Source organism: Deinococcus sp. LM3, assembly GCF_002017875.1.
Classification (GTDB): domain Bacteria; phylum Deinococcota; class Deinococci; order Deinococcales; family Deinococcaceae; genus Deinococcus.
This window is the reverse complement of sequence record NZ_MUFV01000001.1, coordinates 2161316-2185578: the sequence shown is the minus strand read 5'-3', so window position 1 is coordinate 2185578 and position 24263 is coordinate 2161316. Positions and strand designations below refer to the sequence as shown.

Here is a 24263-nt window from a genome sequence, read left to right as displayed (position 1 = left end):
CGCACCGCCGAATCTGAACGGCGTTCAGGCCAGAGCACGTACCCACCACTGCGCCATTCGGGTGAGGGAACACCCCGGCGCCGCCCGGTACGCTGCGTCCCATGACGACTCCCCATGGTCAGGCCGACTTTCAGGCCGGTCAACGCTGGACGTACCGCACCCGCCCCGGCGAGGACACGAGCACGGCGCTGATCCTGCGCCGCGACGACGAACCGACCGGGACGGTGGTGCACGTCGCGCTGGACGGGTTGCGGCTGGGGAACCCGCACCTGCGGGGCGGCGTGCAGCCGCACCTGGCCCACGCGCCGGTCACGGCCGAGGCCCTGCTTGCCAGCGTGCTGGAGCTGATCGGGACCGGCGCTCCCCTCCCGACCGACGACAGCGGTTACCGCCAGTGGCGCGAGGCCGCCGACCGGGGCGAGGCGGGCGTGTTCACCCTGCCCCTCGCGGAGATCCTGGACCTGATCGGGCAGGTGGTGGCCCCGGCGCCCGTGGACGGCCTGTTCGGCAAGACGAACCGCCGCTGAACGCCGCGCTCAGCCGGTCAGGTAGCGCGCCGGGTCCTTCAGGAAGCGGGCCTTGCAGTGCGGGCAGCAGAAGGCGTACGTCTGCCCGTCCAGTTCGGCGGTGTGCCGGGCCGGGAGGCTGACGGTCATGCCGCAGACCGGGTCCACGGCGCTGCTTCCGTCAGCAGGGGCCGGTTCGGCATTCAGGACGGTCAGGGCAGGCAGGTCCATCACCTGGGCCAGCAGCGCGGACGGCACGGGTGACGGTTCGCCGGGAGTCGGAACGGGCGCGGCCGGTGCCTGCTCCGGAACAGCGGTGGACGGCACAAAGGCCTGCCGGTCCAGCTGCACCAGTTCTGCCAGGACGCTCAGCGCCACCTCGTGCGGGGTGCGGGCACCCACGTTCAGGCCCACGGGCGCGCGGATGCGGCCCAGGTCCGCCTCCCCGAAGCCGCTCAGCATGGCCAGCGTCTCGCGGACGTTCGCGGCGCGTTTCGGGCTGGCCAGAAGGCCCACCGGGTTCGGCTGGGCGCGCAGCAACGCCTCGATGGCCGTCTCGTCGTAGTGTCCCTGCGACGCCACCACGCTGCGCACCCGCGCGCGCTGCGCGGCAGGCAGGGCCGACAGGCGGGCGGTCAGGGCGCCCAGCGGCACGGCGTCCGGCTCGCCCGGCACCTCGTCGTCGTCCAGCACGCGCCACACGCGGTCACCCATCAGGCGGGCGTGCGCGGCGATGGCCCGCGCGACCGGCGTGCGCCCCACCACGATCAGCAGGCGCGGCGGCAGCAGCGGTTCCAGGAACACCTCGCTCTCCCCTTCCGACGCGCAGTTCATGGGCACCGTGACCCGCTCGGCGAAGGCGTGCTCGGCGTCCGGCGCGGCGCCCGGCACGATCCGCACCAGCCGCGCCTGCCCACCCTGCAACGCCAGCAGTGCCTGCCGCCGCACGATCTCGCGCGAGCACGCGCCGCCCACGAAGCCCTCCATGCGGCCGTCCGCGTGAATCAGGGCCTTGTCACCCACCTGCGCCGACACGGGCGCGCGGCGCGATACCACGGTCGCCACGACCGCCGACGCGCCCTCGCGCGCCAGCCCCGCCAGCCGCTCGGGCAGGTCCGGAATGAATTCGGTGTCCCCGGTGGGACGCTGGGGATCAGGGGTCATACGGCCTCCGATTGAATGGGCTGCAAAGCCCGTTCAATCCGAGCGAAGCGAGTGGGAGCAAAGAGGGTTCCGGGCGTGGAGTTGGCAACCCGGCGCCCTTCCGGGTTGGTGACGAAACAGACGGAATCCTCGTCATGCGGTCTCCAATGGATACACCCGCCCGGTGAGGGGCGGGGGGAGAAGGTCGATGTCGGGGGCAACTCCTGGGTCACCTGCAACCCCTCAGTCACCTGCGGTGACAGCTCCCCTTAGAGGGGAGCCACTTCAGTTTCAGCCTCCCCTCTAAGGGGAGGTGGCCCGCAGGGTCGGAGGGGTCAGGGGGTCAGTCACTCGCGGCGGCGGCCTGCGCGTTGCGGATGGCCTTCCAGACTTTCTCGCGGGTCAGGGGCATGTCGATGTGCGTGACGCCCAGGGGCGACAGGGCGTCCATGACGGCGTTCACGAACGCGGCGGGACTGCCGACGTTGGGGCTCTCGCCGACGCCCTTGGCGCCGATGGGGTGGTGGGGGCTGGGCGTGACGGTGCTGCCGGTCTCCCAGACGGGCGCCTCGACGCTGGTGGGGATCAGGTACTCCATGAAGTTCGGGGCCATGTTGTTGCCCTGTTCGTCGTAGGGGATTTCCTGCATGAAGGCGATGGCGAAGCCCTCGGTGAGGCCGCCGTGCACCTGTCCCTCGACGATCATGGGGTTGATGACGGTGCCGCAGTCGTCGATGGCGAGGAAGCGGCGGACCTTGACCTCGCCGGTCTCGGCGTCGACGTCCACGACGGCGATGTACGCGCCGTGCGGGAAGGTCATGTTGGGCGGGTCGTAGTACAGGCTGGCTTCCAGGCCGGGTTCGTTGCCCTCGCCGGGGTTGGTGTACGCGGCGAAGGCGACTTCTTTCATGGTGACGCTGCGGCTGGGGGCGCCCATCACCTGGAATCGATGCTCGACCCATTCGATGTCCTCGGCGGCGGCTTCCAGCAGGTGCGCGGCGACCTTGCGGGCCTTCTCGCGCACGCGGCGGGCGGCGAGGGCCAGCGCGGCTCCGGCGACCGGGGTGCTGCGGCTGGCGTAGGTGCCCAGGCCGTAGGGGGCGGTGTCGGTGTCGCCCTCCTCGACGAGCAGGTTCTGGGGGTCCAGGCCGAGTTCCTCGGCGACGATCTGCGCCCAGGTGGTTTCGTGGCCCTGGCCCTGGCTTTTCGTGCCGGTGCGGATGATGCCGGTCCCGGTGGGGTGAATGCGGATCTCGGCGGAGTCGAACATCTTGATGCCCAGGATGTCGAAGTGCTTGCTGGGTCCGGCGCCGACGACCTCGGTGAAGGTGCTGATGCCGATGCCCATGTACTCGCCACGGGCGCGTTTCTCGGCCTGCTCGCGCCTGAGGTCGGCGTACCCGATCTGGTTCAGGGCTTTGTCCATGGTGCCTTCGTAGTCGCCGCTGTCGTACGTGAAGCCCAGGGCGCTGTCGTAGGGGAACTGGTCCTTGCGCACGAAGTTCTTGCGGCGTAGTTCGGCGGGGTCCATGGTGAGTTTCTGCGCCAGGATGTCCATGCCGCGTTCGATAGCGTAACTGGCTTCGGTCACGCGGAACGAGCAGCGGTACGCCACGCCACCCGGCGCCTTGTTCGTGAAGTACGCGTCGAGTTCCGCGAACGCGACCGGGAACTGGTAACTGCCGGTCACGACGCCGAACATCCCGGCCGGGTACTTGCTGGGGTCGGCGGCGGCGTCGAACGCGCCGTGGTCGGCGACCGTCTTGACCTTCAGGGCGGTGACGGTGCCGTCCTTCTTCGCGCCGATGGTGACGTCCATGTGGTAGTCGCGGGCGAAGCCGGTGGTGGTGAGGTTCTCGGTGCGGGTCTCGATCCACTTGACGGGCGTCTTGAGGATCAGGGCGCCCACGATGGCGCACACGTAGCCGGGGTACACCGGGACCTTGTTGCCGAAGCCGCCGCCGATGTCCGGGGAGATCACGCGGATCTTGTCCTCGGGAATGCCGGTCACGAGCGAGATGGCGGTGCGGTACACGTGCGGCGCCTGACTGGTCACCCAGAAGTGCAGGCGGCCCATGGCGTCGAACTGCGCGACGCAGCCGCAGGGTTCCAGTGGGGCGGGGTGGCAGCGGGGCGCGTAGATGCGCTCGGTGACCACGACCTCGGAGTCGTCCAGCGCGGTCTGGGTGCCGTCCTTGTCGCCGCTGTCCCAGTGGTAGATGTGGTTGGTCTTGTCCTCGCGGTCGTCGCGCAGGATGATCTCGTCTTTCATGGAGTCGAAGGGACTGATGACCGGGTCGAGGGGTTCGTAGTCCACGTCCACCAGTTCGGCGGCGTCGCGGGCGGCCTCGCGGGTCTCGGCGAACACGGCCGCGACTTCCTGATGCTGGAACAGGACCTTGCCGACGGCCAGGACCATCTGCTTGTCGAAGCCGTGGAAGGTGGGCAGCCACGCCAGCGACGCGGCCACGAGGTCCTCGCCGGTGATGACGGCCTTCACGCCGGGTACGGCCAGCGCGGCCGTCTTGTCGATCCCCTTGATGTTCGCGTGCGGGTAGGGGCTGTGCACGATGGCCATGTACAGCATGCCGGGCAGGCGCATGTCGTCCACGTAGTTGCCGTTCCCGGTCAGGAAGCGGGGGTCTTCCTTGCGTTTCATGCTCTTGCCCATGGTCAGGGTCTGCGGGCCGGCGTTGTTCGCGGCGTCGGTTTCGATGCTCACTGCGCTCCTCCTTCGGCGGTGCCGGTGCTGGGGACCATGCCGGCCAGGGCCTGCGCCTGCGCCTCGTCGCGCATGACGCGCGCGGCCTGCTGCACGGCCTTGACGATGTTGTTGTAGCCGGTGCAGCGGCACAGGTTGCCGCTCAGGAACTCGCGGACTTCCTGGTCGGTGGGGTCCGGGTTGTGCCCCAGCATGGCCTTGGCGGTCATGAGCATGCCGGGCGTGCAGTACCCGCACTGCAGGCCGTGCTGGTCCCAGAAGGCCTGTTGCAGGGGGTGCAGGTCGCCGGGGGTGCCGAGGCCCTCGACGGTGGTGATCTGGTGGCCCTCGGCCTGCACGGCGAACATGGTGCAGGACTTGGCGGGCGTGTCGCCGTCGATCAGCACGACGCAGCAGCCGCACGAGGAGGTGTCGCAGCCCACGTGCGTGCCTTTCAGGCCGGCGTCACGCAGGGCGTAGGCGAGCAGGGTGCGGGGTTCGACTTCCTGGCGGATGGTCTGCCCGTTCACGTTCAGGGTGACGGTGCGCAGGGCGGTGTCGGTGGTTTCGGTGGCGGTCATGCGGTCACTCCCGTGCCCAGGCGGGCGGCGCTGGCGCGAAGGCCGCGCGCGACGAGCACGCGGGCCATGTCTTTCTTGTACTCCACGCTGCCGCGCGTGTCCGCAAAGGGGTCACTGACGGCGCGGGCTTCCTCGCTGGCGGCGCGGATGACGTCCTCGGTCAGCAGCTGACCCAGCAGCAGTTTCTCGGCGCTGTCCACCCGGACCGGGCGGGGGCCGGCGGCGGTCAGGGCGACCCCGGCGTGCGTGACGCGGCCGTCGTCGCCCAGCGTGATCTGCACGGCGGCGGCAGCGGTGGCGTAATCCCCGACCTTGCGTTCGATCTTCTGGTACGAGCCGTGCGTGCGGCCGTCCGGGGTGGGAAAGCGCACCTCGACGGCCAGTTCACCCTCTTCCAGCGACGTCTGGAAGGAGTCCACCAGGAACTCGTCGATGGGGATCAGGCGTTCGCCGCTGGCGCTGCGGGCGACCATCACGGCGCGCGAGGCGAGGGCCGCCGCGCCCCAGTCGCCGCTGGGGTCGCTGTGGCACAGGCTGCCGACAACCGTGCCCAGGCAGCGCACGACCGGGTCGGCCACGACGGCGCCGGTGTCGGTCAGGAGGCTGTAGCGGGCGCGGACGTTCGCGTCGCGTTCCAGGGTCACGTCGCGGGTCATGGCGCCGACGCGCAGTTCGCCGCCTTCCTCGCGCAGGTAGCCCAGGTCCTTCACGCCGCCCAGGTCGACCAGCACGGCCGGGCGGGCCAGTCGCAGGCGCATGGCGGGGATCAGGCTCTGGCCGCCGGCCAGGATGCGGGCCTCGGCGCCGTGCTGCGCGAGCGCGGCCAGGGCCTCCTCTGCGGAATGGGCGCGGATGTAATCGAATGCAGCTGGAAACACGTTCTCCCCCTCGCCGGGCGTGGCCCGGCACGTGAAACTTCCCTGGTGGGTGGTCCTGAACGCCGTTCAGGTGAGCGGATACGGGATGAATTGAACCTGATTCACCACAGTATGAAGCCTTTCTGAAGATCCGCATAGCAAGAATGACCACAGGACCAGGGACGGGGCGGCGCCTGGAGAAAGAAAAACCCGCCCACCCCGCGTGGGGAGTGGACGGGCCGCGTGAATCACGCGTTCATGGTGTCTGGGCAGGAACGTCAGTCGCTCGTGAAGGTCAGGCCACCGGGCCGTTCACCTCACGCTGGAGTTCAGTCGTCCGCACCGACCGCGACGCTCTGGCTGGGCTTCTGGTCGCCGCCGGCCGCGTGGGTGTGCGTCTCGGTGAGCAGGTCCGTGAGTTCCGGGTGACCCTCAGCCTTCTTCTGCGCGATGCCGCTGCGGACGTTCCCGGCCAGTTCGCCGGAAACCTGTTCCAGGTGCCCGATGAAGCGGTCGGCGATGAAGGCGGGCACGTCGGCCAGCGCGCCGGCGAAGTTCATGGCGAGGCGCTGACGTTCGTCGGGCTGCATCACGCGGTACAGTTCGCGCGGCTGGCCGTACAGGTCGGCGTCGTCCTCGGGCCAGCCGAAGCGGTCGGCGAGGGCGCCCAGCGGCATGGGGGGTTCCTGCGGGGTGCCCTCGGCCACGGCGGGGCCGCCGTACGAGTTGGGTTCGTACACGGGCGTGCCGCCGAAGTTGCCGTCGAAACGGGTCTGGCCGTCGCGGTGGTAGGTCATGACCGGGCAGGCGGCCTGGTTGACGGGCAGCGCGGCGTAGTTGATGCCGATGCGGTAGCGGTGGGCGTCGGCGTAGCTCATCAGGCGCGCCTGGAGCATCTTGTCGGGGCTGGCGCCGAAGCCGCGCGGCAGGTTGCTGGGCTCGAAGGCGGCCTGCTCGATCTCGGCGAAGTAGTTCTGGGGGTTCTCGTTCAGTTCGAACTCACCGACCTGCATCAGGGGGTAGTCGGCGTGCGGCCAGACCTTGGTGAGGTCGAAGGGATTGATGTGGTACGTCTCGGCGTCCTTCTCGGGCATGACCTGGATGCTGACGGTCCATTTGGGGTTCTCGCCGCGCTCGATGGCGTCGAACAGGTCCTGGAAGTGGTAGTCGGGGTTCGCGGCGGCGATCTTCGCGGCGACCTCCTCGGTCAGGTTCTGCACGCCCTGCTGGCTGTGGAAGTGCCACTTGACGTAGAAGCGTTCGCCCTGCTCGTTCCAGAGGCTGTAGGTGTGGCTGGAGTAGCCGTTCATGAAGCGGTAGGAGCGGGGCAGGCCACGGTCGCCGAACAGGTACATGACCTGATGCAGGCTCTCGGGGCGCAGGCCCCAGAAGTCGAACTGCATGGCGGCGCTGCGGCGGCCCGTGACCGGGTGGCGCTTCTGGCTGTGGATGAAGTCCTGGAACTTGATGGGGTCACGCACGAAGAAGATCGGGGTGTTGTTGCCCACCAGATCCCAGTTGCCGTCCTCGGTGTAGAACTTCAGGGCGAAGCCGCGCGGGTCGCGGACGGTGTCGGCGAAGCCCTTCTCGCCGGCGACGGTGCTGAAGCGGGCCAGCATGCGGCACTCGTTGCCTTCCTTCTGGAAGATCTTGGCGACGGTCAGTTCCGGGATGGCGCGCGTGACGCGGAAGGTTCCGAAGGCGCCGCTGCCCTTGGCGTGCACGACGCGCTCGGGGACGCGTTCACGGTTGAAGTGCGCCATGCGCTCGAGCAGGTGCCAGTCCTGCAGCAGGACGGGGCCGCGCTCGCCGGCGGTCAGGCTGTTGGTGTTGCTGGGCGCGAGGTTGCCGGAGTGGTTGGTCAGGCGTCCCTGGGGGGCCTGGGGGGCCGTGGTGGTCATGTCGGCGGATTCGGTGGGGGCGTAGGCGGTAGCTTTCTTCTCTGACATGCGGTTCTCCTGGTTAGGGCCGAACGGGGCGGAGTGACGGGAACGGAACCCCCCTACCTTAATAGGAAGGCTTCTCAATAGCGTGAGGGAAGAGTAAGCCCCAGGTCAAGAGGCCACTCATCCGCCAGCAGTACCTGCCCGGTGACGGCCCTCGCCGCTTACTCCTGCGCCCCCCGCGCCGGCAACCGGAACTGCCGCTCGCGCTCCAGCTGCATCAGCACCGACACCTGACCGCCCTCCACCTGCACGTCACACGACAGCACCCCGGACGGTAGCGCCCCCGGCAGCGCGTCCACGCACGGCTGCCCGTACGACACGTTCACGGACGGCCCGGTCGCCAGCACCGCCGACTGCACCCGCACCGCGTACTCCCGCAGCGCCCGCCCCTGCGCCGACAGGACCGCCACCATCAGCGCGATTCCCGCCACGAAGCCCAGCACCACCAACCCGAACGTGCGGGCCGTGCGCGCCCGCATCTCCGGCGTGACCTCGCGCACCCCGCCCGCCCCCGGCCCGGACGGAACGCTCCCACCGGGCCGGGCCTTCTGACCGGACTGAACTTTCGGACGGGACTGGTCTTTCTGACGGGACTGGGCTTTCTGACTGCTCTGGCCGGGATGCTTGCTCACGCCTCACACCCTACCCTGACCAGCGGGCCGCACCCGGCACGGTAAGATGCGCGCCATGAGCAAGGTCATCATTATCGGAGCGGGCGGCGTCGCCAACGTCGTCGCCAAGAAATGCGCCCAGAACGACAGCGTCTTCACGGAAGTGCTGATCGCCACGCGCACCGTCGCCAAGGCCGACAAGATCGTCGCCGAAATCAAGGAGCACATGCCTGACAGCCGGGCCGTGTTCACCACCGCCACCGTCGACGCCGACAACGTGCCGGAACTCGTCAAGCTGATCAACGACTTCGGACCCAAGATGGTCATCAACGTCGCCCTGCCCTACCAGGACCTGACCATCATGGACGCCTGCCTGGAAACCGGCGTGCACTACCTGGACACCGCCAACTACGAACCCAAGGACGTCGCCAAGTTCGAATACTCCTGGCAGTGGGCGTACCAGGACCGCTTCAAGGAAAAGGGCCTGATGGCGCTGCTCGGCTGCGGCTTCGACCCCGGCGCCACCCAGGCGTTCACCGCCTGGCACGCCAAGCACCACTTCCAGGAAATCCACTACCTGGACATCGTGGACTGCAACAACGGCAACCACGGCAAGGCGTTCGCCACCAACTTCAACCCGGAAATCAACATCCGCGAGATCACCGCCAACGGCCGCTACTACGAGAACGGCGAGTGGATCGAGACGCAGCCCCTGGAAATCAGCCAGGACATCTACTACCCCAAGGTCGCCACCCGCAAGAGCTTCGTGCTGTACCACGAGGAACTCGAATCCCTCGTCAAGCACTTCCCGACCATCAAACGCGCCCGCTTCTGGATGACCTTCGGCGAGGCGTACATCAAGCACCTGAACGTCCTCGAAGGCATCGGCATGACCAGCATCGAACCCATCGACTTCCGCGGCATGAAAGTCGCCCCGATCGAGTTCCTGAAAGCCGTGCTGCCCGCCCCCGAATCCCTGGCCGCCGGGTACAGCGGGCAGACCTGCATCGGCGTGCAGGCCAAGGGCATCGGCAAGGACGGCCAGCCCAAGGTTCACTTCGTGTACAACGTCAAGGATCACGCCGACTGCTACCGCGAAGTGCAGGCGCAGGGCGTCAGCTACACCACCGGCGTGCCCGCCATGATCGGCGCCATGCTGATGCTGAACGGCAACTGGATGCAGCCCGGCGTGTGGAACGTCGAGCAGCTCGACCCCGATCCCTTCTTCGACGCCATGAACCAGTGGGGCCTGCCCATCAGCGAACTGACCGACATCGAGCTCGTCAAGGACTGACCCTAACCGTCAGGAACGTGCGCCGCCCCATCACCGGGCGGCGCACTCTTGTTGTCACTGGTCTGATGCAGCGTTCCGGGTCGGTTCAGTCGGTGGCGACGTGCGCGGCAACCTGAGAGCCACCGACCGGCAGCGGTTGTTGCGCCAGGATGAAGTCGGCGGCCTTCTCGGCGATCATGAGGGTGGGGGCGTTCGTGTTGCCGCGCGTGATGGTGGGCATGACGCTGGCGTCAGCGACCCACAGGCGGCTGATCCCGTGGACGCGTAACTGGTCGTCCACGACCGCCAGGTCGTCGTGGCCCATGCGGCAGGTGCCGACCGGGTGGTAGATGGTCATGGCTTCCTGCCGGATGTACTCCTCCAGGTCGGCGCGCTGCGTGACATTCCCGCCGGGCATGACCTCGTCCAGTCGGTAGGGGGCCAGGGCGGCCGTGTCGCCCACCTGCCGGGCCAGTTCCACGCCGCGCACCAGGACGTCCAGGTCGTGCGGGTCCGAGAGGTAGTTGGGTTCGATGCTCGGGCGGGCCTGCGGGTCGGCGCTGGTCACGCGGATCTCCCCCCGGCTGCGGGGCGCGACCAGGGATGGCAGCAGCGTGTAGTGGTGGCCGTCCAGTTCCCGGAAACCGTGATCCACGAACAGGGCCGCGCCGTTATGGAATTGCAGGTCCGGGGCGGGCAGTGACGGGTCCGTTTTCATGAAGCCGCCCGTCTCGCCGATGTTGCTGCACAGCATGCCGCGCTGCTCGCTCATGTACAGGCTCATCTGGGCGTCGCTGGTGGCGTCTTTCAGGCCGGGCGTCTCGGTGGCGTACACGACGGGCACGAACAGGTGATCCTGCAGGTTCTTGCCGACGCCGGGCAGGTCTTGCAGGACCGGGATGCCGGCCGCTTCCAGTTGCGCCCGCTCTCCGATGCCGGACAGCATCAGCAGGTGCGGGCTGGTGATCGCGCCCGCCGCGAGAATCACGCCCCGGCTGGCCGTGACCTGCCGCGCGCCCGCGCTGTCCAGGTACTCCACGCCCGTCGCCTGCCGGCCGTCCAGCAGGATGCGGGTCACGTGCGCGCCCGTCCGGGCTTCCAGCGTGCCGGGGCCGCTGCGGGCCAGCGCGGGACGCAGGTACGCCACGGCCGCCGAGTGCCGCGCCCCGCCCTTCTGCGTGACGTGGTAGCGGCCCACGCCTTCCATCTGCGGGCCGTTGAAATCGTCGTTGGCAGGGTGCCCCAGTTCCTCGAAACCGGCGGTGATCGCGTCGCAGATCTCATGCGTGTAACGGCGGTTCTCGACGTGCAACGGGCCGCCCGCGCCGTGATACTCGCTCTGGCCGCCCTCGAAATCCTCGCCCCGCCGGAAGTACGGCAGCACGTCGTCGTACCCCCAGCCCCGGTTGCCAGCGGCGGCCCAGGCGTCGAAATCGGCGCGGTGACCGCGAATGTAGATCATCGCGTTGATGGAACTGCTGCCGCCCAGCATCTTGCCGCGCGGCCAGTACAGGCGGCGGCCGTTCAGGTGCTCCTGGGCCTCGGTCTCGTAGTTCCAGTCGAGGGGCGACTTGAACAGTTTCGGGAAGGCCGCCGGAATGTGAATCTCGGGCGTCTCGTCCGGCACTCCGGCCTCCAGCAGCAGGACCTGCGCGCCGCCTTCCTGCAACCGGGCCGCGACGGCGCACCCGCCGGAACCCGCGCCGATCACCACGTACTCGAACTGCTCTTCCCCGGCGGCATGCGCGGACTGCTCCTGACTGACACTGACCTGCTGATCGTGGGTTGACATGACTGACCTCCCTGATGCAAAGCGAGCAGCGAGCGCAGCCGGGCCTCCCGGGTGGGCCGGGCCTGGGTCGCCTGTTTGTGTGTGCAGGCCAGTATAGGACGCCGGAGGTTGGTATCAGGCTGGCGGACAGGCAGGGTCCACCTGGACAGGGCGCACACCCCAGACTTCCCCCGGCACAGACTTCCCCCGGTACACTGCCCGCATGCACTTTCTGCTGCTGTACCGCGATCTTGTTCCCGATTACGTCGCGCGGCGTGAGTCGCTGCGGGGGGCGCACCTCGCGCACGCGCAGGCGGCCGCCGACCGGGGCGAGCTGCTGCTGGGGGGCGCGCTGGCCGACCCGGTGGACGGCGCCGCACTCCTGTTTCAGGGCAACGCGCCGGACGCTGCCGAGCTGTTCGCCCGCACGGACCCGTACGTGCTGGGCGGACTGGTGGGCACCTGGGAGGTGCGCCGCTGGCACACGGTGGTCGGGGCGGGCGCCGCACACCGGCCCTGACGGTCACTCCAGTCGGTCGAGGCGTTGCCAGCCGGTGCGGAGGCTGAGGGACGTGCCGAGGACGGTGGCGAGCAGCAGGCCGATCAGACCCAGGATGCCTTCCGGGGTGGTCAGGGCGCTGTAGCCGGGGTACAGGTCGGGCCGCAGGACGCTCCCGGCGGCGGGGCGGGCGAGCAGCAGCAGGCACAGCACGGAGTAGGCGAGGCTGAGGCCCATGAAGGCGAGGCCGCCGGGGCTGACGCCGATCTCGGCGGGGTTGTCCGCGTCGAATTTGGGGGCGGCGGCGCCCAGCCCGACGCCGAGCGCGGTGATGACCAGCGCGTTGCTGACGCTGACGAGTACGCTGAGGAGCAGCAGGGTGGGGCCGAGGCTCATGCTCAGGGCGCTGGCGACGCCCATGACGAGGCCGACGGTCAGCGTGACGGGCAGCACGCCCAGGAACTTGCTGAGGACGATCTGGCGTGGGTCGATGGGCGCGGTGCGCAGCAGCCAGTACGCCTTCGCCTCGGTGGACACGGCGGGGAAGGCAAGGCGGACGGCGATGCCGGCGATGATGAACCCCTGGAAGGCCAGCTGGATGTACCCGAGGATCCCCCGGAACTGCGGCACCGGGATGGGCACCGCCTTGACGCTGACGAGGTACACGCCGGCCAGCGCGACGACGACGAGCAGCTGGCTCCACTGGGTGGGGTCGCGCAGCGTGACGCGCAGGTCCTTGGCGGCCAGTGCGCCGCCGGGGCCGAGGCGGGCCAGCAGGCGTTCGGTGCGTCCGGCGCGGCGGGGGGTGGGGTCCAGGCGGGGGGTGCTGGAGTCCAGGGCGCGTGCCCAGCCTTCCTGGTAGGCCTTCGTGGCGAGCAGGGTGGCGGACAGCAGCAGCGTGGCGGTCAGCAGCAGCAGGGGCAGCAGGGGCGCGGCGAGGTGGCCGTGCGCGGCCTGCCAGATGCCCTGCGCGGCCCAGGAGGGCGGCAGCAGCGGGCTGGACGGCCCGGCGAAGTCGCGCAGCAGGGCCTCGAAGCGGGTGGGGTCCTGCATCTTCTGGACGAGCACCTCGGGGCGCAGGGCGCGGATGGCGTACACCAGTCCGGCGCTGATCAGCACGCCCAGCGCGGTGCTGACCTCGCGGACCCGGCCGACCGGCGCGAAGCGCATCAGGGCGACGGCCAGCAACGCGCCCAGTCCGACCGGCGCGGCGAACACCAGCAGATCGGCGAGCAGCATGACCGGGTACGCCCAGACGGGTGCCTGAAAGTACGCGGCGATCGTCAGCAGCAGCGGCAGCGTCAGGAACACCGGGACGAGCGCGGCGTTCAGGAAGGTCTCGCTGACCTTCATGGCGAACACCCGCCAGGTGGGGACGGGCTGCGTGAGCAGGAAGTTCAGGTCGTCGCTGAGGTACAGGGTACTGATGGCGGCGGTGGTGGCGCTGAAGGTGACGCCGCTGGCGAGGGTGATCAGGCCGATTTCCAGGACGCGCGCGAACACGTTCGTGCCGATGTCCCCGAAGCCGCCCAGGAAGGTCAGGGCCCGCCAGGTGCCGATCACCTCGGCCACGACCAGCAGCACGGCGAGCGTGCCGACCAGCGCGTACCCCCATTTCGGGCCGCGTTGCAGGGTGTGCCGCAGGGACAGCAGTTTCACGCGCAGCAGACTGGGCCGCGCCGGTGGGTGCGCGGAAGCCGGGGCGGGAGTGGGAGCGGTGGTCACGCGCGCTCCGCCGCTCCGGTCTGGCTCCCGTCGTGGGCCTGCGCCCCGGCCTGCGCTGCGGCCTGCTCCTCCTCGATCAGGCGGAAGAAGATACGTTCCAGACTGTCGCCGTGCACACCTCCGGCCTCGGTGCCGGTGCGGGCGCGCAGGTCGTCCATGGTGCCCTGGCCCAGCACCTTCCCGCGGTCCAGCACGACCAGCCGGTCGCACACCGCCTCGGCCAGCGGCAGCGAGTGGGTGGTGAGCAGCACCGTGCGGCCCCGGTCGGCGTGCGCGCGGAACAGTTCACGCACCTGCCGCGCGGCGTGCGGGTCGAGGCCCACCATGGGTTCGTCCACGATCAGCACGGGCGGGTCGGGCAGCAGCGCGGCGATGATCGCGACCTTCTGCCGCATCCCGTGCGAGTACGTCTCGATCAATTCGTTCCCGAAGTCGCTCAGGCGGAAGAATTCCAGCCAGCGGTCGATCTCGGCGTCGGCCCCAGCAACTCTGTACAGCTGGGCCACGAAGCGCAGCAGTTCCCGCGCCGTCAGTTTGCCGTACAGGTACGGGCGGTCCGGGATGTACCCGAACGCCGCCTTGGCCTTCAGGGGGTCCTTCCAGACGTCGAACCCCTGCACGCGCACGGTGCCGCTCGTGGGGCGGGTCAGGCCGACGAGCGCGCGGATGGTGGTGGTCTTCCCCGCCCCGTTGCTGCCCAGCAGGCCGAACACCGCGCCGGGCTGCACGTTGAAACTCAGGTCGCTGACGGCCTCGTGCCGCCCGTAGCGTTTGGTGTACCCACTGACCTCGATCATGCCCGGCAGCGTACGCCCGCGCGTCTGACGGAACGGTCACGGGCCGCCGCTCAGTCCGGTGAGGCGTCCGGGTCGCGCGGGCGGGAGCCCCGGCGCCAGCGGCGGCCCGGTTCGACCTGCGTGTCGTCCCGCACGGGGGCGCTGATGTGGGCGCGCGCGCCGATCACGGCCACGCCTTTCCGGCCGTCCACGCGGGCCGCAATCACGGCCTCCTCGTCCACGATGGCGCGGCGCACGTGAGCTCCGGTGCGGATGACGGTGTCGCGCAGGATCACGGCGTCCTCGACGACCGCGCCCGCCTCGACGATCACGCCGGGCGACAGGACCGAGCGGGTCACGCGGCCCGCCACGCGGCACCCGTACGAGATCAGGCTGTCCTCCACGCGCGCCCCGGCCTCCAGGCGGGCAGGCATGCGTGGAATGCTGCTGCTCAGGACCGGCCAGTCCGGCGCGTCCAGCGGCACCGAGCGGCCCGCGAGCAGGTCCTGATGCGCCCGGAAGTACGCTCCGGGCAGGCCCACATCCAGCCAGTACCCGCCGAGCGGGTGGGCGCGCGCGGTCCTGGCCTTTACGAACTCCGGGATCAGCGCGCGCCCGAAGTCCCCCAGGCCCTTCCCCGCGGGCGTGTCGGCGCGCAGGTTATCCAGGGTGCGCAGCAGGGCGGCCGCGTCGTACACGAAGACCTCGGTGGTGATCTGCTCGCCGCGCGGGCGTTCGGGCTTGTACTCGAAGCGCTTCACACGCCCGCCGCGTGTGAGGGTCACGTTCCCGAAGCGCGAGGCGTCCTCGCCCGCCGGGAGGTCCGTGGTGACCATCGTGACCTCCGCGCCGGTCCGCAGGTGCTCGCGGATGACCCCGGCGTAATCCAGGGTGTACACGTGATCGGCCGACAGCACCACGACCACCTCGGCCCCGAACGCGCGGATCAGGTGCGCGTGCGCGTGCAAGGCGTCGGCGTTCCCGGCGCCCTCCAGGGTACCGGTCAGGGTGTCCGGGCTGGGTGGCAGCACCTCCAGGCCGCCATACGTGCGGTCCAGATCCCAGGGCCGCCCGTTCGTCAGGTGGTCGTTCAGGGAGTGCAGCTGGTATTCCTCCACCACCCACACGTCTGACAGACCGCTGTGCATGCAGTTGCTCAGGGCGAAGTCGATCAGGCGGTACGTGCCGCCGAAGGTCAGGGCGGGCTTGGCGCGTTCCTGGGTCAGCACGCCCAGCCGCTGCCCCTTGCCGCCGGCCAGGATCAGGACGAGCACCTTGCGGCCGTCCACGCGGGTGCCGCGTCCGGCCGGGCCACTGCTGAGACTGCGGGACGAGAAGCGGGCGGAGGCTCGTGTCATCTGAGCGGCAGTCTGCCCGGCCCGCCCCCCGCCCCGGCTGAGGCGACCCTGAAGGACGTTCAGAGTTCGCCCCCACCGTCAGGGCCCCGCGATCACGGCCATCCCCTCACGGCACGGGCACCGGGTCGCTGCCGCCCTCCTGGTACGTCAGGTCGCCGGTCACGCGCACGGCCAGGGCCTCCAGCGCCGCCTGCCGCGCCCCGGCGTCCGGGGTGGTCAGTAGCGCGCGCAGGTCGTGGGCGGCGTCCGGGTCGCGCTCCTGCAACGTGGGCAGCCAGCGCTGGGGCTTGACCCGCCACCAGCCGCGCAGACCGAACAGGCCTTCCAGGGCCAGTTCCGCCGCGCGGCAGGCCACCAGCACGTGCAGCGGGTCGCCCGCGGCGGCCAGGGCGCGGGCGTCCATGACCTCCTCGATCAGCCGGAAGCGTTCCTGCCCCGTCAGGGGGCGCGGCGCGGGACCGGCGGCGTGCAGGGCGCGGGCCTCGGCCACCAGGGCGTCCAGTTCCGGGTGGGGCAGCAGGACGCGCCCCTCGGCGAACATGGTGATGGTGTCCCCCTGCCCGGCGGCGAACATCGCCCGGACCTTGCGCGCCGGGTTGTGAAACACCTCGACCGGCACGCCCTCCACCACGTAATTGGCCCGCCAGCGTTCGTCACCTCTCACCAGCACATGAAAATCCAGGTCGCTGTGCGCGTTCGCCTCGCCGCGCGCGGCGCTGCCGCACCACAGCACGCCCAGCAGGCCGGGCGTCTCCCGGATACGCCTCAGCGCGGCGGGCACGGTGGCGGCCAGGCGCGCCTGGGCTTCGGACAGCGTGGGTCGGTCAGTGGGCATGGTCTGAACGATACCCGCCCCGACCTCCGCGCAGCGTGCAAATGTGTGCAGTGTTCCGCTCGGTGTTCCGCTCGGGCGGCGGGCCGGGTCAGGCCAGGGCGGCCGCGTCGCACCAGTGCAGCTGCATGTTCCGGCGGGCCATCCAGTCGGGCAGCACGTAGCGGGCGCGGCCCAGCCCGGACAGCGCCGTGTGCGCGATGGCGACGGCGCGGTGCATCTCGGTTTCGGTCAGGTACCCGGCCTCGCGCGCGGCGAGCAGTTCGTCGGTGTCGGCAATCTCGGCCATCAGGCCGTCGTGCACGATCAGGTCCAGGTACAGGTCGCGCACCTGCCACACGTCGCCGTGGCGGCTGATGTCGGCCACGTCCAGGTAGTAGTCGTGCTCGCGCCGCCCGTGAAAGTCGTAGCGGCACACCACCAGATTCAGGGCCGGAATCAGGTGCGCCTGCCAGTGCCGGATGCGGGGGTGCTCGTGGAATTCGCGGGCCACGAACAGACCGAACGGCGTCTCGCGGTAGGTGTGGACAGGGCGCGCGCCCGTGTTGGTGTAATGGCAACGTGCAGCCACGTCGTGTGTCTCCACCTTCACCGGATGCGCCTGTCGGGTCATGACCCAGCGTACAGAACCGCTGCGCCGCCGGATGAGACCCCTTATGAGAGGCCGGTCAGCCCGGACGGGAGCTGAGACAGCGCTGCGCCGCGCTCAGCGCCTGACCGGCCCATGTTCATCGTTCCTGAAGTGTTGGGCAGGGTCAGATTCACGTCATACGGACGCCGCAATGAGGGTGAGGTGACCCCTACCGTCCGGGCCGCGCGCGGCCTCCAGGACCGCGCCTTATCCGGATTCCGTTTGTTTCGCCGACAATCCGGGACTTCACCGGATTGCCAGCTCCACGTCCGGAACCCGTTTTGCTCCCACTCGCTTCGCTCGGATTGAATGGGCTTTGCAGCCCATTCAATCGGAGTCCGTATTACAGGACCGGCAGGGCGTCCAGCGTGCCGAAGTCGTGCGGGACGAACAGGCTGCCCTCGGTCACGCCGGACCCGGCGGACAGTGTGTCCAGGGTGGCCTGCAGGTCGGCCGCCGACAGGTCACCGGCCAGGAACGCGCGGTGCGCCTCGATGACGCCCGTCACCTGCTGCGGCGTCTCGTGCACGAATTCAAGGCGCAGGTCGCGGATACCGGCGCGCAGCCACGCGCCCAGGTGCGGGGCGGCCACCTGCGGGCGGCCCTCGAACACGGTGTTGCGGCAACCCACGTCCGCCATGACCGGGTGGGTGTGGCCCCGCTCGTCGCGCAGCGCGACCCGGTGCGTCTCGCAGGGGTGCCCGCAGTTGGTGTAGTCGGTGCCGCTGCTCAGGAAGCGGCAGAACACGCAGTGCTCGGTATGGAAGACCGGCAGGTGCCCGTACGCGATGACTTCCAGATGCTGCCCGCCGACCAGTCCGGCGAGTTCCGTGATCTGCTGCGCGTTCAGGTCGTGGGTGGGCGTCAGGCGGGTCAATCCCAGGTCCAGCAGGGCGCGGGTGGTCAGGACGTTCGCGGCGTTCAGGCTGAAATCGCCGGTCAGTTCCGCCCCGCCCGACTCCTGCCCCCCGACTCCGGCCCGCGCTGCTCCTGCAGGCCTTCGAGCAGGCCGCCGCTGCGGACCAGAATGCCCGCATTCAGGGATTGCAGGAACTTCTGGAGGTTCTGCTCGGTGGGTTTCAGGATGCGGGGGCTGGCGACCCGCACGGGAATACCGGCGGCCCGCACGCGTTCCACGCTGGGTTTCAGGCCGTACAGTTCCAGGTAATCCAGCGTGACCGAGTCCGGCCGCCCCTCCAGCGCGGCGTCCAGCTGTTCGGGCGTGCGGACCAGCACGTGCAGTTGCGGGATCGCCGGGGCCGGCGCACGCTCGGTGCGGGGCAGGGCGGCCAGGGTGCTGTCCAGGCGAGGCGCGGTGCGGCGCTCGGGCGCCTGGGCGCGCAGGTCGGTCAGTTGCGCGGCCGCGTCGCGGCGCAGGGCGTTCAGGGTGCTGACCGGCAGGAACCCCGCGCCGCGCAGGTCGGTGGTCAGGCTTTCCAGGTGGTACGGCGTGCCGCCCAGCTTGCCCAGCTGCTCGCGCAGGCCCGCCTCGTCCAGCGCGCGGTTGCGGGCCTCGCCCAGCGCGTCCGGCAGGGTCGCGGTGACGCTGTGGCCGTGCTCGTCGGTCAGGGTCAGGGCGGGCGGGAAGCCCACGTGCCCCATGAAGTGCGCCGTGACCGGGCGGGTGTACACCGGGTCCGCCGCCTCGACCAGCGGTCTGACGCGCGCGGCCAGCGTGGGGTCCTGGGTGCGCCAGACCGGGTCGCCCTCGCGCACGCGTCGGCCATCGACGGCGCCGCGCCCGAAGCGCAGTTCGTACACGCCGCCCGGCCGCACGCGGGCCAGCGCCGCGTCGTCCAGCTGCTGGCCTTCCTGCCACAGGCCGTACAGGAACCCGCCCTCCTCGCGGCCCTCGGGGGCGCGCCAGTTGGCCGGGTCGAACACCAGTCCGTCGCCGGGTTTCAGGGGTTCGCTCAGTTCGACCAGCACCCCGCGCTCGGTCACGCCGCGCACGGTGCCCACGCGCACGCCCCGGTGCCTGGGCGCGCGGCCCCGCACGACCGTCTGGTGGTTCGTGCCGGCCATGAAGTGCGGCGCCAGCCCACGCGAGTACACCTGCTCCAGGTCCTGCTCCTCCTGCCGGGTGACGCTCAGCGGCCGTCCCGCCCAGGCTTCATCCACGGCCTTGCGGTACGCGGCGGTCGTCAGGGCGACGAACTCGGCGTCCTTGTAGCGGCCCTCGATCTTCAGGCAGTCCACGCCGATCCGCACGAGGTCCGGCACCTGATGCAGCGCGTACAGGTCACCGGGCGACAGCAGGTAACGGGCGTCACCCAGGTCGCGTTGCAGGCCGTCCACGAACAGGTCGTACGGCAGGCGGCAGGCCTGCGCGCACTGCCCACGGTTCGCGCTGCGGCCCCCCCACGCCTCACTGGAAAAGCACTGCCCGGAGTAACTGACGCACAGCGCGCCGTGCACGAAGGTCTCCAGTTCGATGTCCGTCTGCCCCGCGATGCGTTCGATATCCCGCAGGCTCAGTTCGCGGCCCAGCACCACGCGGCTCGCCCCGAAGCGCCGCGCGAGTTCCGCGCCCTCGGCGGACGTGATGCTCATCTGCGTGCTGCCGTGAATGGGCAGGTCCGGGCAGATCTGCTGCGCCAGCCGCGCCACGCCGTGATCCTGCACGATCAGCGCGTCCACGCCCGCCTCGGCCAGCGCGATCAGTTGCGCCTCGGCCTGCCGCAGTTCCCGGTCGAACACCAGCACGTTGAACGTCACGAACCCCTGCACACCCCGCGCGTGCAGCCCGGACATGATCTCCGGCAGGGCTTCGAGCTCGAAACCTACCTTGGCGCGCGCGTGAAAGCCCGCCCCGTCGGCCCGGCCGGCGCGGCCTGCCTGATCACGGGCCGGGTTCACGCCAAAGAACACGGCGTCCGCGCCGGCCTCGACGGCGGCGCGCAACTGGGCCTCACCGCCCACGGGGCTCATCACTTCGGGTTTAACGGGGACACGCGGCATAACGCGCCAGTGTACCGAACGGCCGCGCGGGCAACGGTGAGCTGACACCGACCCGCGCGCCCCCGGCCCGCCGCCGCTTACGCGGTGGGCGTGTGCCGCGCCGCCGGGCGGTCCGGCTCCGTGGCTGCCCACACCGCCGGCACCTGCCCGGCGCGGACCAGCATCACGGGCACCGGCGCGTGGTGCGCGACCGCCTCGGCCACGCTGCCCAGCAGCGCCCGGCCCAGCCCGCCCCGCCCGTGGGTGCTCATGACGATCAGCGCGGCGTTCTCCTCGCGCGCCACATCCAGAATGGCGCGCACCAGCGTGCGTCCGGCCGCCGGTTCCACCCGCACGCGGGCTTCCGGCACGAGCGTCTGCAACTCGGTCCGCAGCGCGCTGGCCTGCGCCGCGAACACCTCGGGATCCACCGGCGGCACATACGAGAACTCACTCACCAGCACCGCCGGGTCCGCCTGCACGCACAGCACCGTCACCGCCGCGTGCGCCGCTCCCGCCAGTGCCTGCGCGTGCCCCAGCGCCGCGTGACCCAGTTCGCTGCCGTCCGTCGTGACCAGGATTCTCGTCATGATTACCGCCTCCTGCCCGCAGCGTGCGCCCCCCGCATTACCGGGGCGTTACGGGCCGGGCTGGCACGCCCGGCCTACCGGCAAAGCGCGCTAGCCTGCGCGTCATGATCAGGTTGCTGTTTGTGGGGGATGTGTTCGCTTCGCCGGGGCGGCGGGTGCTGGGGTCGCATCTGCCGTCGCTTCGTTCACGGGCGGATTTCATCGTGGTGAACATGGAGAACGCGGCGGGTGGCTTCGGGATGCACCGCGAGGCGGCGGACGGCGCGCTCAGGGCCGGGGCGCACTGCCTGACGCTGGGGAATCACGCGTGGCATCACAAGGACATCTACGTGCTGATGCAGGACGAGGGGAAGTACCCGATCGTGCGGCCCCTGAATTACAGCGATCCGGGTACGCCGGGCGTGGGCTGGCGGTCCTTCGACGTGAAGACCGCGCAGGGCACGGAGCGCCTGACGGTCGTGAACCTGCTGGGGCGGGTGTTCATGGAGGCGGTGGACAACCCGTTCCGGGCGATGGATACGCTGCTGGAACGCGATGATCTGGGCAGCGTGTTCGTGGATTTCCATGCCGAGGCGACCAGCGAGAAGCAGGGGCTCGCGCGGTACCTGGACGGGCGGGTGGCGGCCGTGATCGGCACGCACACGCACGTGCCCACGGCGGACACGCGGATTCTGCCGGGCGGCACGGCCTTCCAGGCGGACGCGGGGTTCACGGGGCCGTTCGAGTCGATCATCGGGAGTGACCCGCACGGGCCGATCGAGCGCTTCGTGACCGAGCGCCCGCACCGGTACGGCGCGGCGGACGGTCCGGCGGAGCTGAATGGCGTCTTTGTCCAGATAGAGGCGGGACGGGCGGTGGGGGTGGAACGGTACCGTTACGTGGAAGAGGCGTGAAGGCGGCCACGCTGGAACTTCTGCCGCGCGCCCACTCTCTACCGAGGTAACCGATGAGCATTCGAAGTGACGTGAACCTGCTGGGCCGCACGCTCGGTCAGGTTCTGAAGGAACAGGAAGGCGAGGCGTTCTTTGATCTGGTCGAGCGGACGCGGGCGCTGGTCCGCGAGGTCCGGGCCGGCGGTGACGACCGGGAGTTGCAGGCGATGCTCGCGGGCCTGTCCGGTGAGGACGCGGGGAATCTGGCGCGGGCGTTCACGTGGTACTTCCAGCTGGTGAACCTGGCCGAGGAGTACGAGCGGGTGCGGGTCCTGCAGGGCGCGACGGGCGTGCGCCCGCAGAGTCTGGAGCAGGCGCTGCTGGACCTCAAGGCGCAGGGCCTGAGTGCCGATGAGGTCGAATCTCTCCTGGCGCGGCTGGATCTGGGCCTGACGTTCACGGCGCACCCGACCGAGATGCGCCGCCGCACGATCCGCAACCATCTGGTGCAGGTGGCGCAGGCGATTCCGGACCTGAGTACGGGCGGCGTGGACGGCCCGCAGGCGGCGCGGATCGCGGCGCACGTGGAGGCCATGTGGAGCACGCCGGAGTTGCGGCGGCTGAAACCGACCGTGCTGGACGAGGTCAAGGGTGGCCTGAACTACATCACGAACATCGCGCGGGCGCTGCCGGAATTGCAGCGGGACCTGCGCGGAGCGTTCCAGGCGGCGTTCGGGCGGGATACGGACGCCACGTTGCCGCTGAGTTTCTCGTCCTGGATGGGCGGGGACCGGGACGGCAACCCGTTCGTGACGCCGGACGCGACCCGTGAGGCGCTGACCCTGCACCGTGAGCGGGCGCGTGAGGTGCTGCTGGGCGGCATCCGCGCGGCGTTCGCGGATCTCAGCCAGGAGCGGGGCGGGCAGGAGACGTACCGCGCGGAACTGCAGGCGCTGCACAACGCCGTGCGGGACGGGGAGCGCGTGGACCTCGTGCCGCGCCTGGAGGCGCTGTCGGCGCGGCTGGTCGCAGACGGGCAGCGCCGCACCGCCGAGCAGCTGCTCTCGCCGCTGCTGACGGTCGCGCGGGTGTTCGGGCAGCATCTGGTGAGCCTGGATGTCCGTGAGCACAGCGGGCAGACCGGCGCGGCCGTCGAGGAACTGCTGCGCGCGGCGGGCGTGGAGGCCGATTACCTGGGCCTGCCCGAGCACGCCCGTCTGGAACTGCTGACCCGTGAGCTGCGGTCGCGCCGCCCGCTGTGGCCGGCCGGAGCGGCCCTCACCGACACGCTGGAAACGGCGATCGGGCCGCTGCGCGAGGTGCAGAGCGCCGTGGCGCTGGCCGGGCCGCGCGCCTTCGGGCGGTACGTGATCAGCATGGCCGAGTCGGTCAGTGACGTGCTCGAGCCGCTGCTGCTGGCGCGGGAGGTGGGGCTGGCGATCCTGCCGGTGCCGCTGTTCGAGACGCTGGACGACCTGACCCGCGCGCCGCAGGTCGTGTGGGAACTGCTGTCGCTGCCCGAGTACCGCGCGGTGCTGGGGGACAGCGTGCAGGAGATCATGCTGGGCTACAGCGACAGCAACAAGGACGCCGGGTTCCTCGCGGCGAACTGGGCGCTGCACGAGGCGCAGCGGAACATCAGTGACGTGTGCCGCCGCGCGGGCGTGCGCTGGCGGTTCTTCCACGGGCGCGGCACCAGCATCGGGCGCGGGGGCGGCCCGGCCAGCCGCGCCATCCTGGGCCAGCCGGCCGGGACCATCGACGCGGGCCTGCGCATCACCGAGCAGGGCGAGGCGCTGGCCGACAAGTACAGCCACCCGGTCCTGGCCCGCCGGAACCTGGAACAGGCGCTGTACGGCCTGCTGATGTCCGCCGCGCGCCCGGCCGCGCCGCTGCCGGAGGAGTGGACGGACGCCATGGCCCGCGCCGCGCGTCGCAGCGCCCAGGCGTACCGGGAGCTGGTGGACAGTGAGGATTTCCTGCCTTTCTTCGAGCAGGTCACGCCCATTCACGAGATCGCGCGGCTGAACATCGCCTCGCGCCCGGTGCGCCGTCCCGGCGCGCCCACCCTGGGGAACCTGCGCGCCATTCCCTGGGTGATGAGCTGGACGCAGAACCGCGCGAACCTGCCCGGCTGGTTCGGCCTGAAAGACGGCCTGAACGAGATCGGAGTGGAAAGCGCCCGTGAGATGTACGCCGCGTGGCCGTTCTTCCGGACCGTGCTGGACAACGCGCAGATGAGTCTCGCCAAGAGTGACCCGCTGATTTTCGACGAGTACCTGCGCCTAAACGGCCAGGGCGACCACCGCCTGGCGCGGATGCTGCGTCAGGAGTACCAGGACACGGTGGCGCTCGTGCAGGACATCGTCGGCGCGGAACTGCTGGCGAACGAACCGCGCCTGAAGGAAAGCATCAGCCTGCGTAACCCGTACATCGATCCCATTCACCGCATTCAGGTGGAACTGCTGCGCCGCAGCCGCGCCACCGAGGGCGGCCTGGACGAGTTCGAGCGTCCCCTGCTGCTGAGCATCCAGGGCATCGCGGCGGGCGTGCGCAACACCGGCTGAAGCTGAGTGGCGGGTTGTGGGGGAGGGGGCGACCTCTCCCCTTCTCCGTGCGTGGGACCGGGGAGACATCCTCCATCAACCATC

At 70.2% G+C, this 24263-nt stretch carries 20 protein-coding genes; 5 read left to right on the top strand and 15 right to left on the bottom strand.

Translation table 11 applies throughout. From position 1 onward, the window contains the following. Nucleotides 1-101: 101 nt before the first annotated feature. Nucleotides 102-527 (top strand): hypothetical protein, encoded by a 426-nt coding sequence (locus BXU09_RS10300; RefSeq protein ID WP_078302249.1) that lies wholly within the window; start codon nucleotides 102-104, stop codon nucleotides 525-527. 9 nt (nucleotides 528-536) lie between these two features. Here the strand turns inward: BXU09_RS10300 and BXU09_RS10295 are convergent, their stop codons facing one another. From BXU09_RS10295 to BXU09_RS10270, 6 genes are all read right to left on the bottom strand, one after another. Continuing rightward, on the bottom strand, nucleotides 537-1670 hold the full coding sequence (locus tag BXU09_RS10295; protein ID WP_078302247.1) for an XdhC family protein: 1134 nt from the start codon (nucleotides 1668-1670) through the stop codon (nucleotides 537-539). Nucleotides 1671-1992: 322 nt separating this feature from the next. Beyond that, nucleotides 1993-4371: an aerobic carbon-monoxide dehydrogenase large subunit gene (locus BXU09_RS10290; protein WP_205684142.1), complete on the bottom strand. Its 2379-nt coding sequence runs from the start codon at nucleotides 4369-4371 to the stop codon at nucleotides 1993-1995. Next, nucleotides 4368-4931 (bottom strand): (2Fe-2S)-binding protein, encoded by a 564-nt coding sequence (locus BXU09_RS10285; RefSeq protein WP_078302245.1) that lies wholly within the window; start codon nucleotides 4929-4931, stop codon nucleotides 4368-4370. Before BXU09_RS10285 ends, BXU09_RS10290 begins: the two co-directional genes overlap by 4 nt. Further along, on the bottom strand, nucleotides 4928-5809 hold the full coding sequence (locus tag BXU09_RS10280) for a xanthine dehydrogenase family protein subunit M (protein ID WP_078302244.1): 882 nt from the start codon (nucleotides 5807-5809) through the stop codon (nucleotides 4928-4930). Before BXU09_RS10280 ends, BXU09_RS10285 begins: the two co-directional genes overlap by 4 nt. 308 nt (nucleotides 5810-6117) lie before the next feature. Further along, nucleotides 6118-7737 (bottom strand): catalase, encoded by a 1620-nt coding sequence (locus BXU09_RS10275; protein ID WP_078302242.1) that lies wholly within the window; start codon nucleotides 7735-7737, stop codon nucleotides 6118-6120. A 158-nt stretch (nucleotides 7738-7895) separates the two neighbouring features. Next, nucleotides 7896-8366: a DUF389 domain-containing protein gene (locus BXU09_RS10270; RefSeq protein ID WP_240501170.1), complete on the bottom strand. Its 471-nt coding sequence runs from the start codon at nucleotides 8364-8366 to the stop codon at nucleotides 7896-7898. A 55-nt stretch (nucleotides 8367-8421) separates the two neighbouring features. Between BXU09_RS10270 and BXU09_RS10265 the strand changes: the two genes are divergently transcribed. Continuing rightward, complete coding sequence (locus BXU09_RS10265) at nucleotides 8422-9639, top strand: saccharopine dehydrogenase family protein (protein WP_078304938.1); 1218 nt, start codon at nucleotides 8422-8424, stop codon at nucleotides 9637-9639. Between the two features lie 85 nt (nucleotides 9640-9724). Here BXU09_RS10265 and BXU09_RS10260 read toward each other — a convergent pair whose 3' ends face one another. After that, nucleotides 9725-11410 carry a GMC family oxidoreductase N-terminal domain-containing protein gene (locus tag BXU09_RS10260; protein ID WP_078302241.1) on the bottom strand — a complete coding sequence of 562 codons (1686 nt, stop codon included), beginning with the start codon at nucleotides 11408-11410 and terminating at the stop codon, nucleotides 9725-9727. A gap of 202 nt (nucleotides 11411-11612) precedes the next feature. Between BXU09_RS10260 and BXU09_RS10255 the strand changes: the two genes are divergently transcribed. Then, nucleotides 11613-11909, top strand: a complete 297-nt coding sequence (locus tag BXU09_RS10255; protein WP_078302239.1) for a YciI-like protein — start codon at nucleotides 11613-11615, stop codon at nucleotides 11907-11909. A 3-nt stretch (nucleotides 11910-11912) separates the two neighbouring features. On the opposite strand, the gene BXU09_RS10250 is transcribed toward BXU09_RS10255, so the two are convergent. From BXU09_RS10250 to BXU09_RS10220, 8 genes are all read right to left on the bottom strand, one after another. Further along, nucleotides 11913-13613, bottom strand: a complete 1701-nt coding sequence (locus BXU09_RS10250; protein ID WP_240501168.1) for a hypothetical protein — start codon at nucleotides 13611-13613, stop codon at nucleotides 11913-11915. Continuing rightward, nucleotides 13610-14410: an ABC transporter ATP-binding protein gene (locus BXU09_RS10245; protein ID WP_078302237.1), complete on the bottom strand. Its 801-nt coding sequence runs from the start codon at nucleotides 14408-14410 to the stop codon at nucleotides 13610-13612. Before BXU09_RS10245 ends, BXU09_RS10250 begins: the two co-directional genes overlap by 4 nt. Nucleotides 14411-14460: 50 nt before the next feature. Next, the gene (locus BXU09_RS10240; RefSeq protein ID WP_078302236.1) at nucleotides 14461-15747 is read right to left on the bottom strand and encodes a sugar phosphate nucleotidyltransferase; all 1287 of its coding nucleotides are present in this window, start codon (nucleotides 15745-15747) and stop codon (nucleotides 14461-14463) included. A 106-nt stretch (nucleotides 15748-15853) separates the two neighbouring features. Beyond that, on the bottom strand, nucleotides 15854-16582 hold the full coding sequence (locus BXU09_RS21455) for a nucleotidyltransferase domain-containing protein (RefSeq protein WP_240501167.1): 729 nt from the start codon (nucleotides 16580-16582) through the stop codon (nucleotides 15854-15856). Between the two features lie 88 nt (nucleotides 16583-16670). Next, nucleotides 16671-17192, bottom strand: a complete 522-nt coding sequence (locus tag BXU09_RS10230; RefSeq protein ID WP_078302234.1) for a DUF402 domain-containing protein — start codon at nucleotides 17190-17192, stop codon at nucleotides 16671-16673. 361 nt (nucleotides 17193-17553) lie between these two features. Then, a complete protein-coding gene (locus tag BXU09_RS21450; RefSeq protein WP_346417587.1) occupies nucleotides 17554-18093 on the bottom strand; it encodes a U32 family peptidase in 540 nt (179 codons plus the stop codon). Between the two features lie 56 nt (nucleotides 18094-18149). After that, on the bottom strand, nucleotides 18150-20171 hold the full coding sequence (locus tag BXU09_RS10225) for a DUF3656 domain-containing protein (protein ID WP_240501163.1): 2022 nt from the start codon (nucleotides 20169-20171) through the stop codon (nucleotides 18150-18152). Nucleotides 20172-20248: 77 nt separating this feature from the next. Further along, the gene (locus BXU09_RS10220; protein ID WP_078302232.1) at nucleotides 20249-20740 is read right to left on the bottom strand and encodes a universal stress protein; all 492 of its coding nucleotides are present in this window, start codon (nucleotides 20738-20740) and stop codon (nucleotides 20249-20251) included. Between the two features lie 104 nt (nucleotides 20741-20844). On the opposite strand from BXU09_RS10220, the gene BXU09_RS10215 reads away from it, so the two are divergent. After that, nucleotides 20845-21633 carry a TIGR00282 family metallophosphoesterase gene (locus tag BXU09_RS10215; protein ID WP_055363142.1) on the top strand — a complete coding sequence of 263 codons (789 nt, stop codon included), beginning with the start codon at nucleotides 20845-20847 and terminating at the stop codon, nucleotides 21631-21633. Between the two features lie 53 nt (nucleotides 21634-21686). Then, a complete protein-coding gene (locus tag BXU09_RS10210) occupies nucleotides 21687-24179 on the top strand; it encodes a phosphoenolpyruvate carboxylase (protein ID WP_078302231.1) in 2493 nt (830 codons plus the stop codon). The last annotated feature ends 84 nt before the right edge of the window (nucleotides 24180-24263 follow it).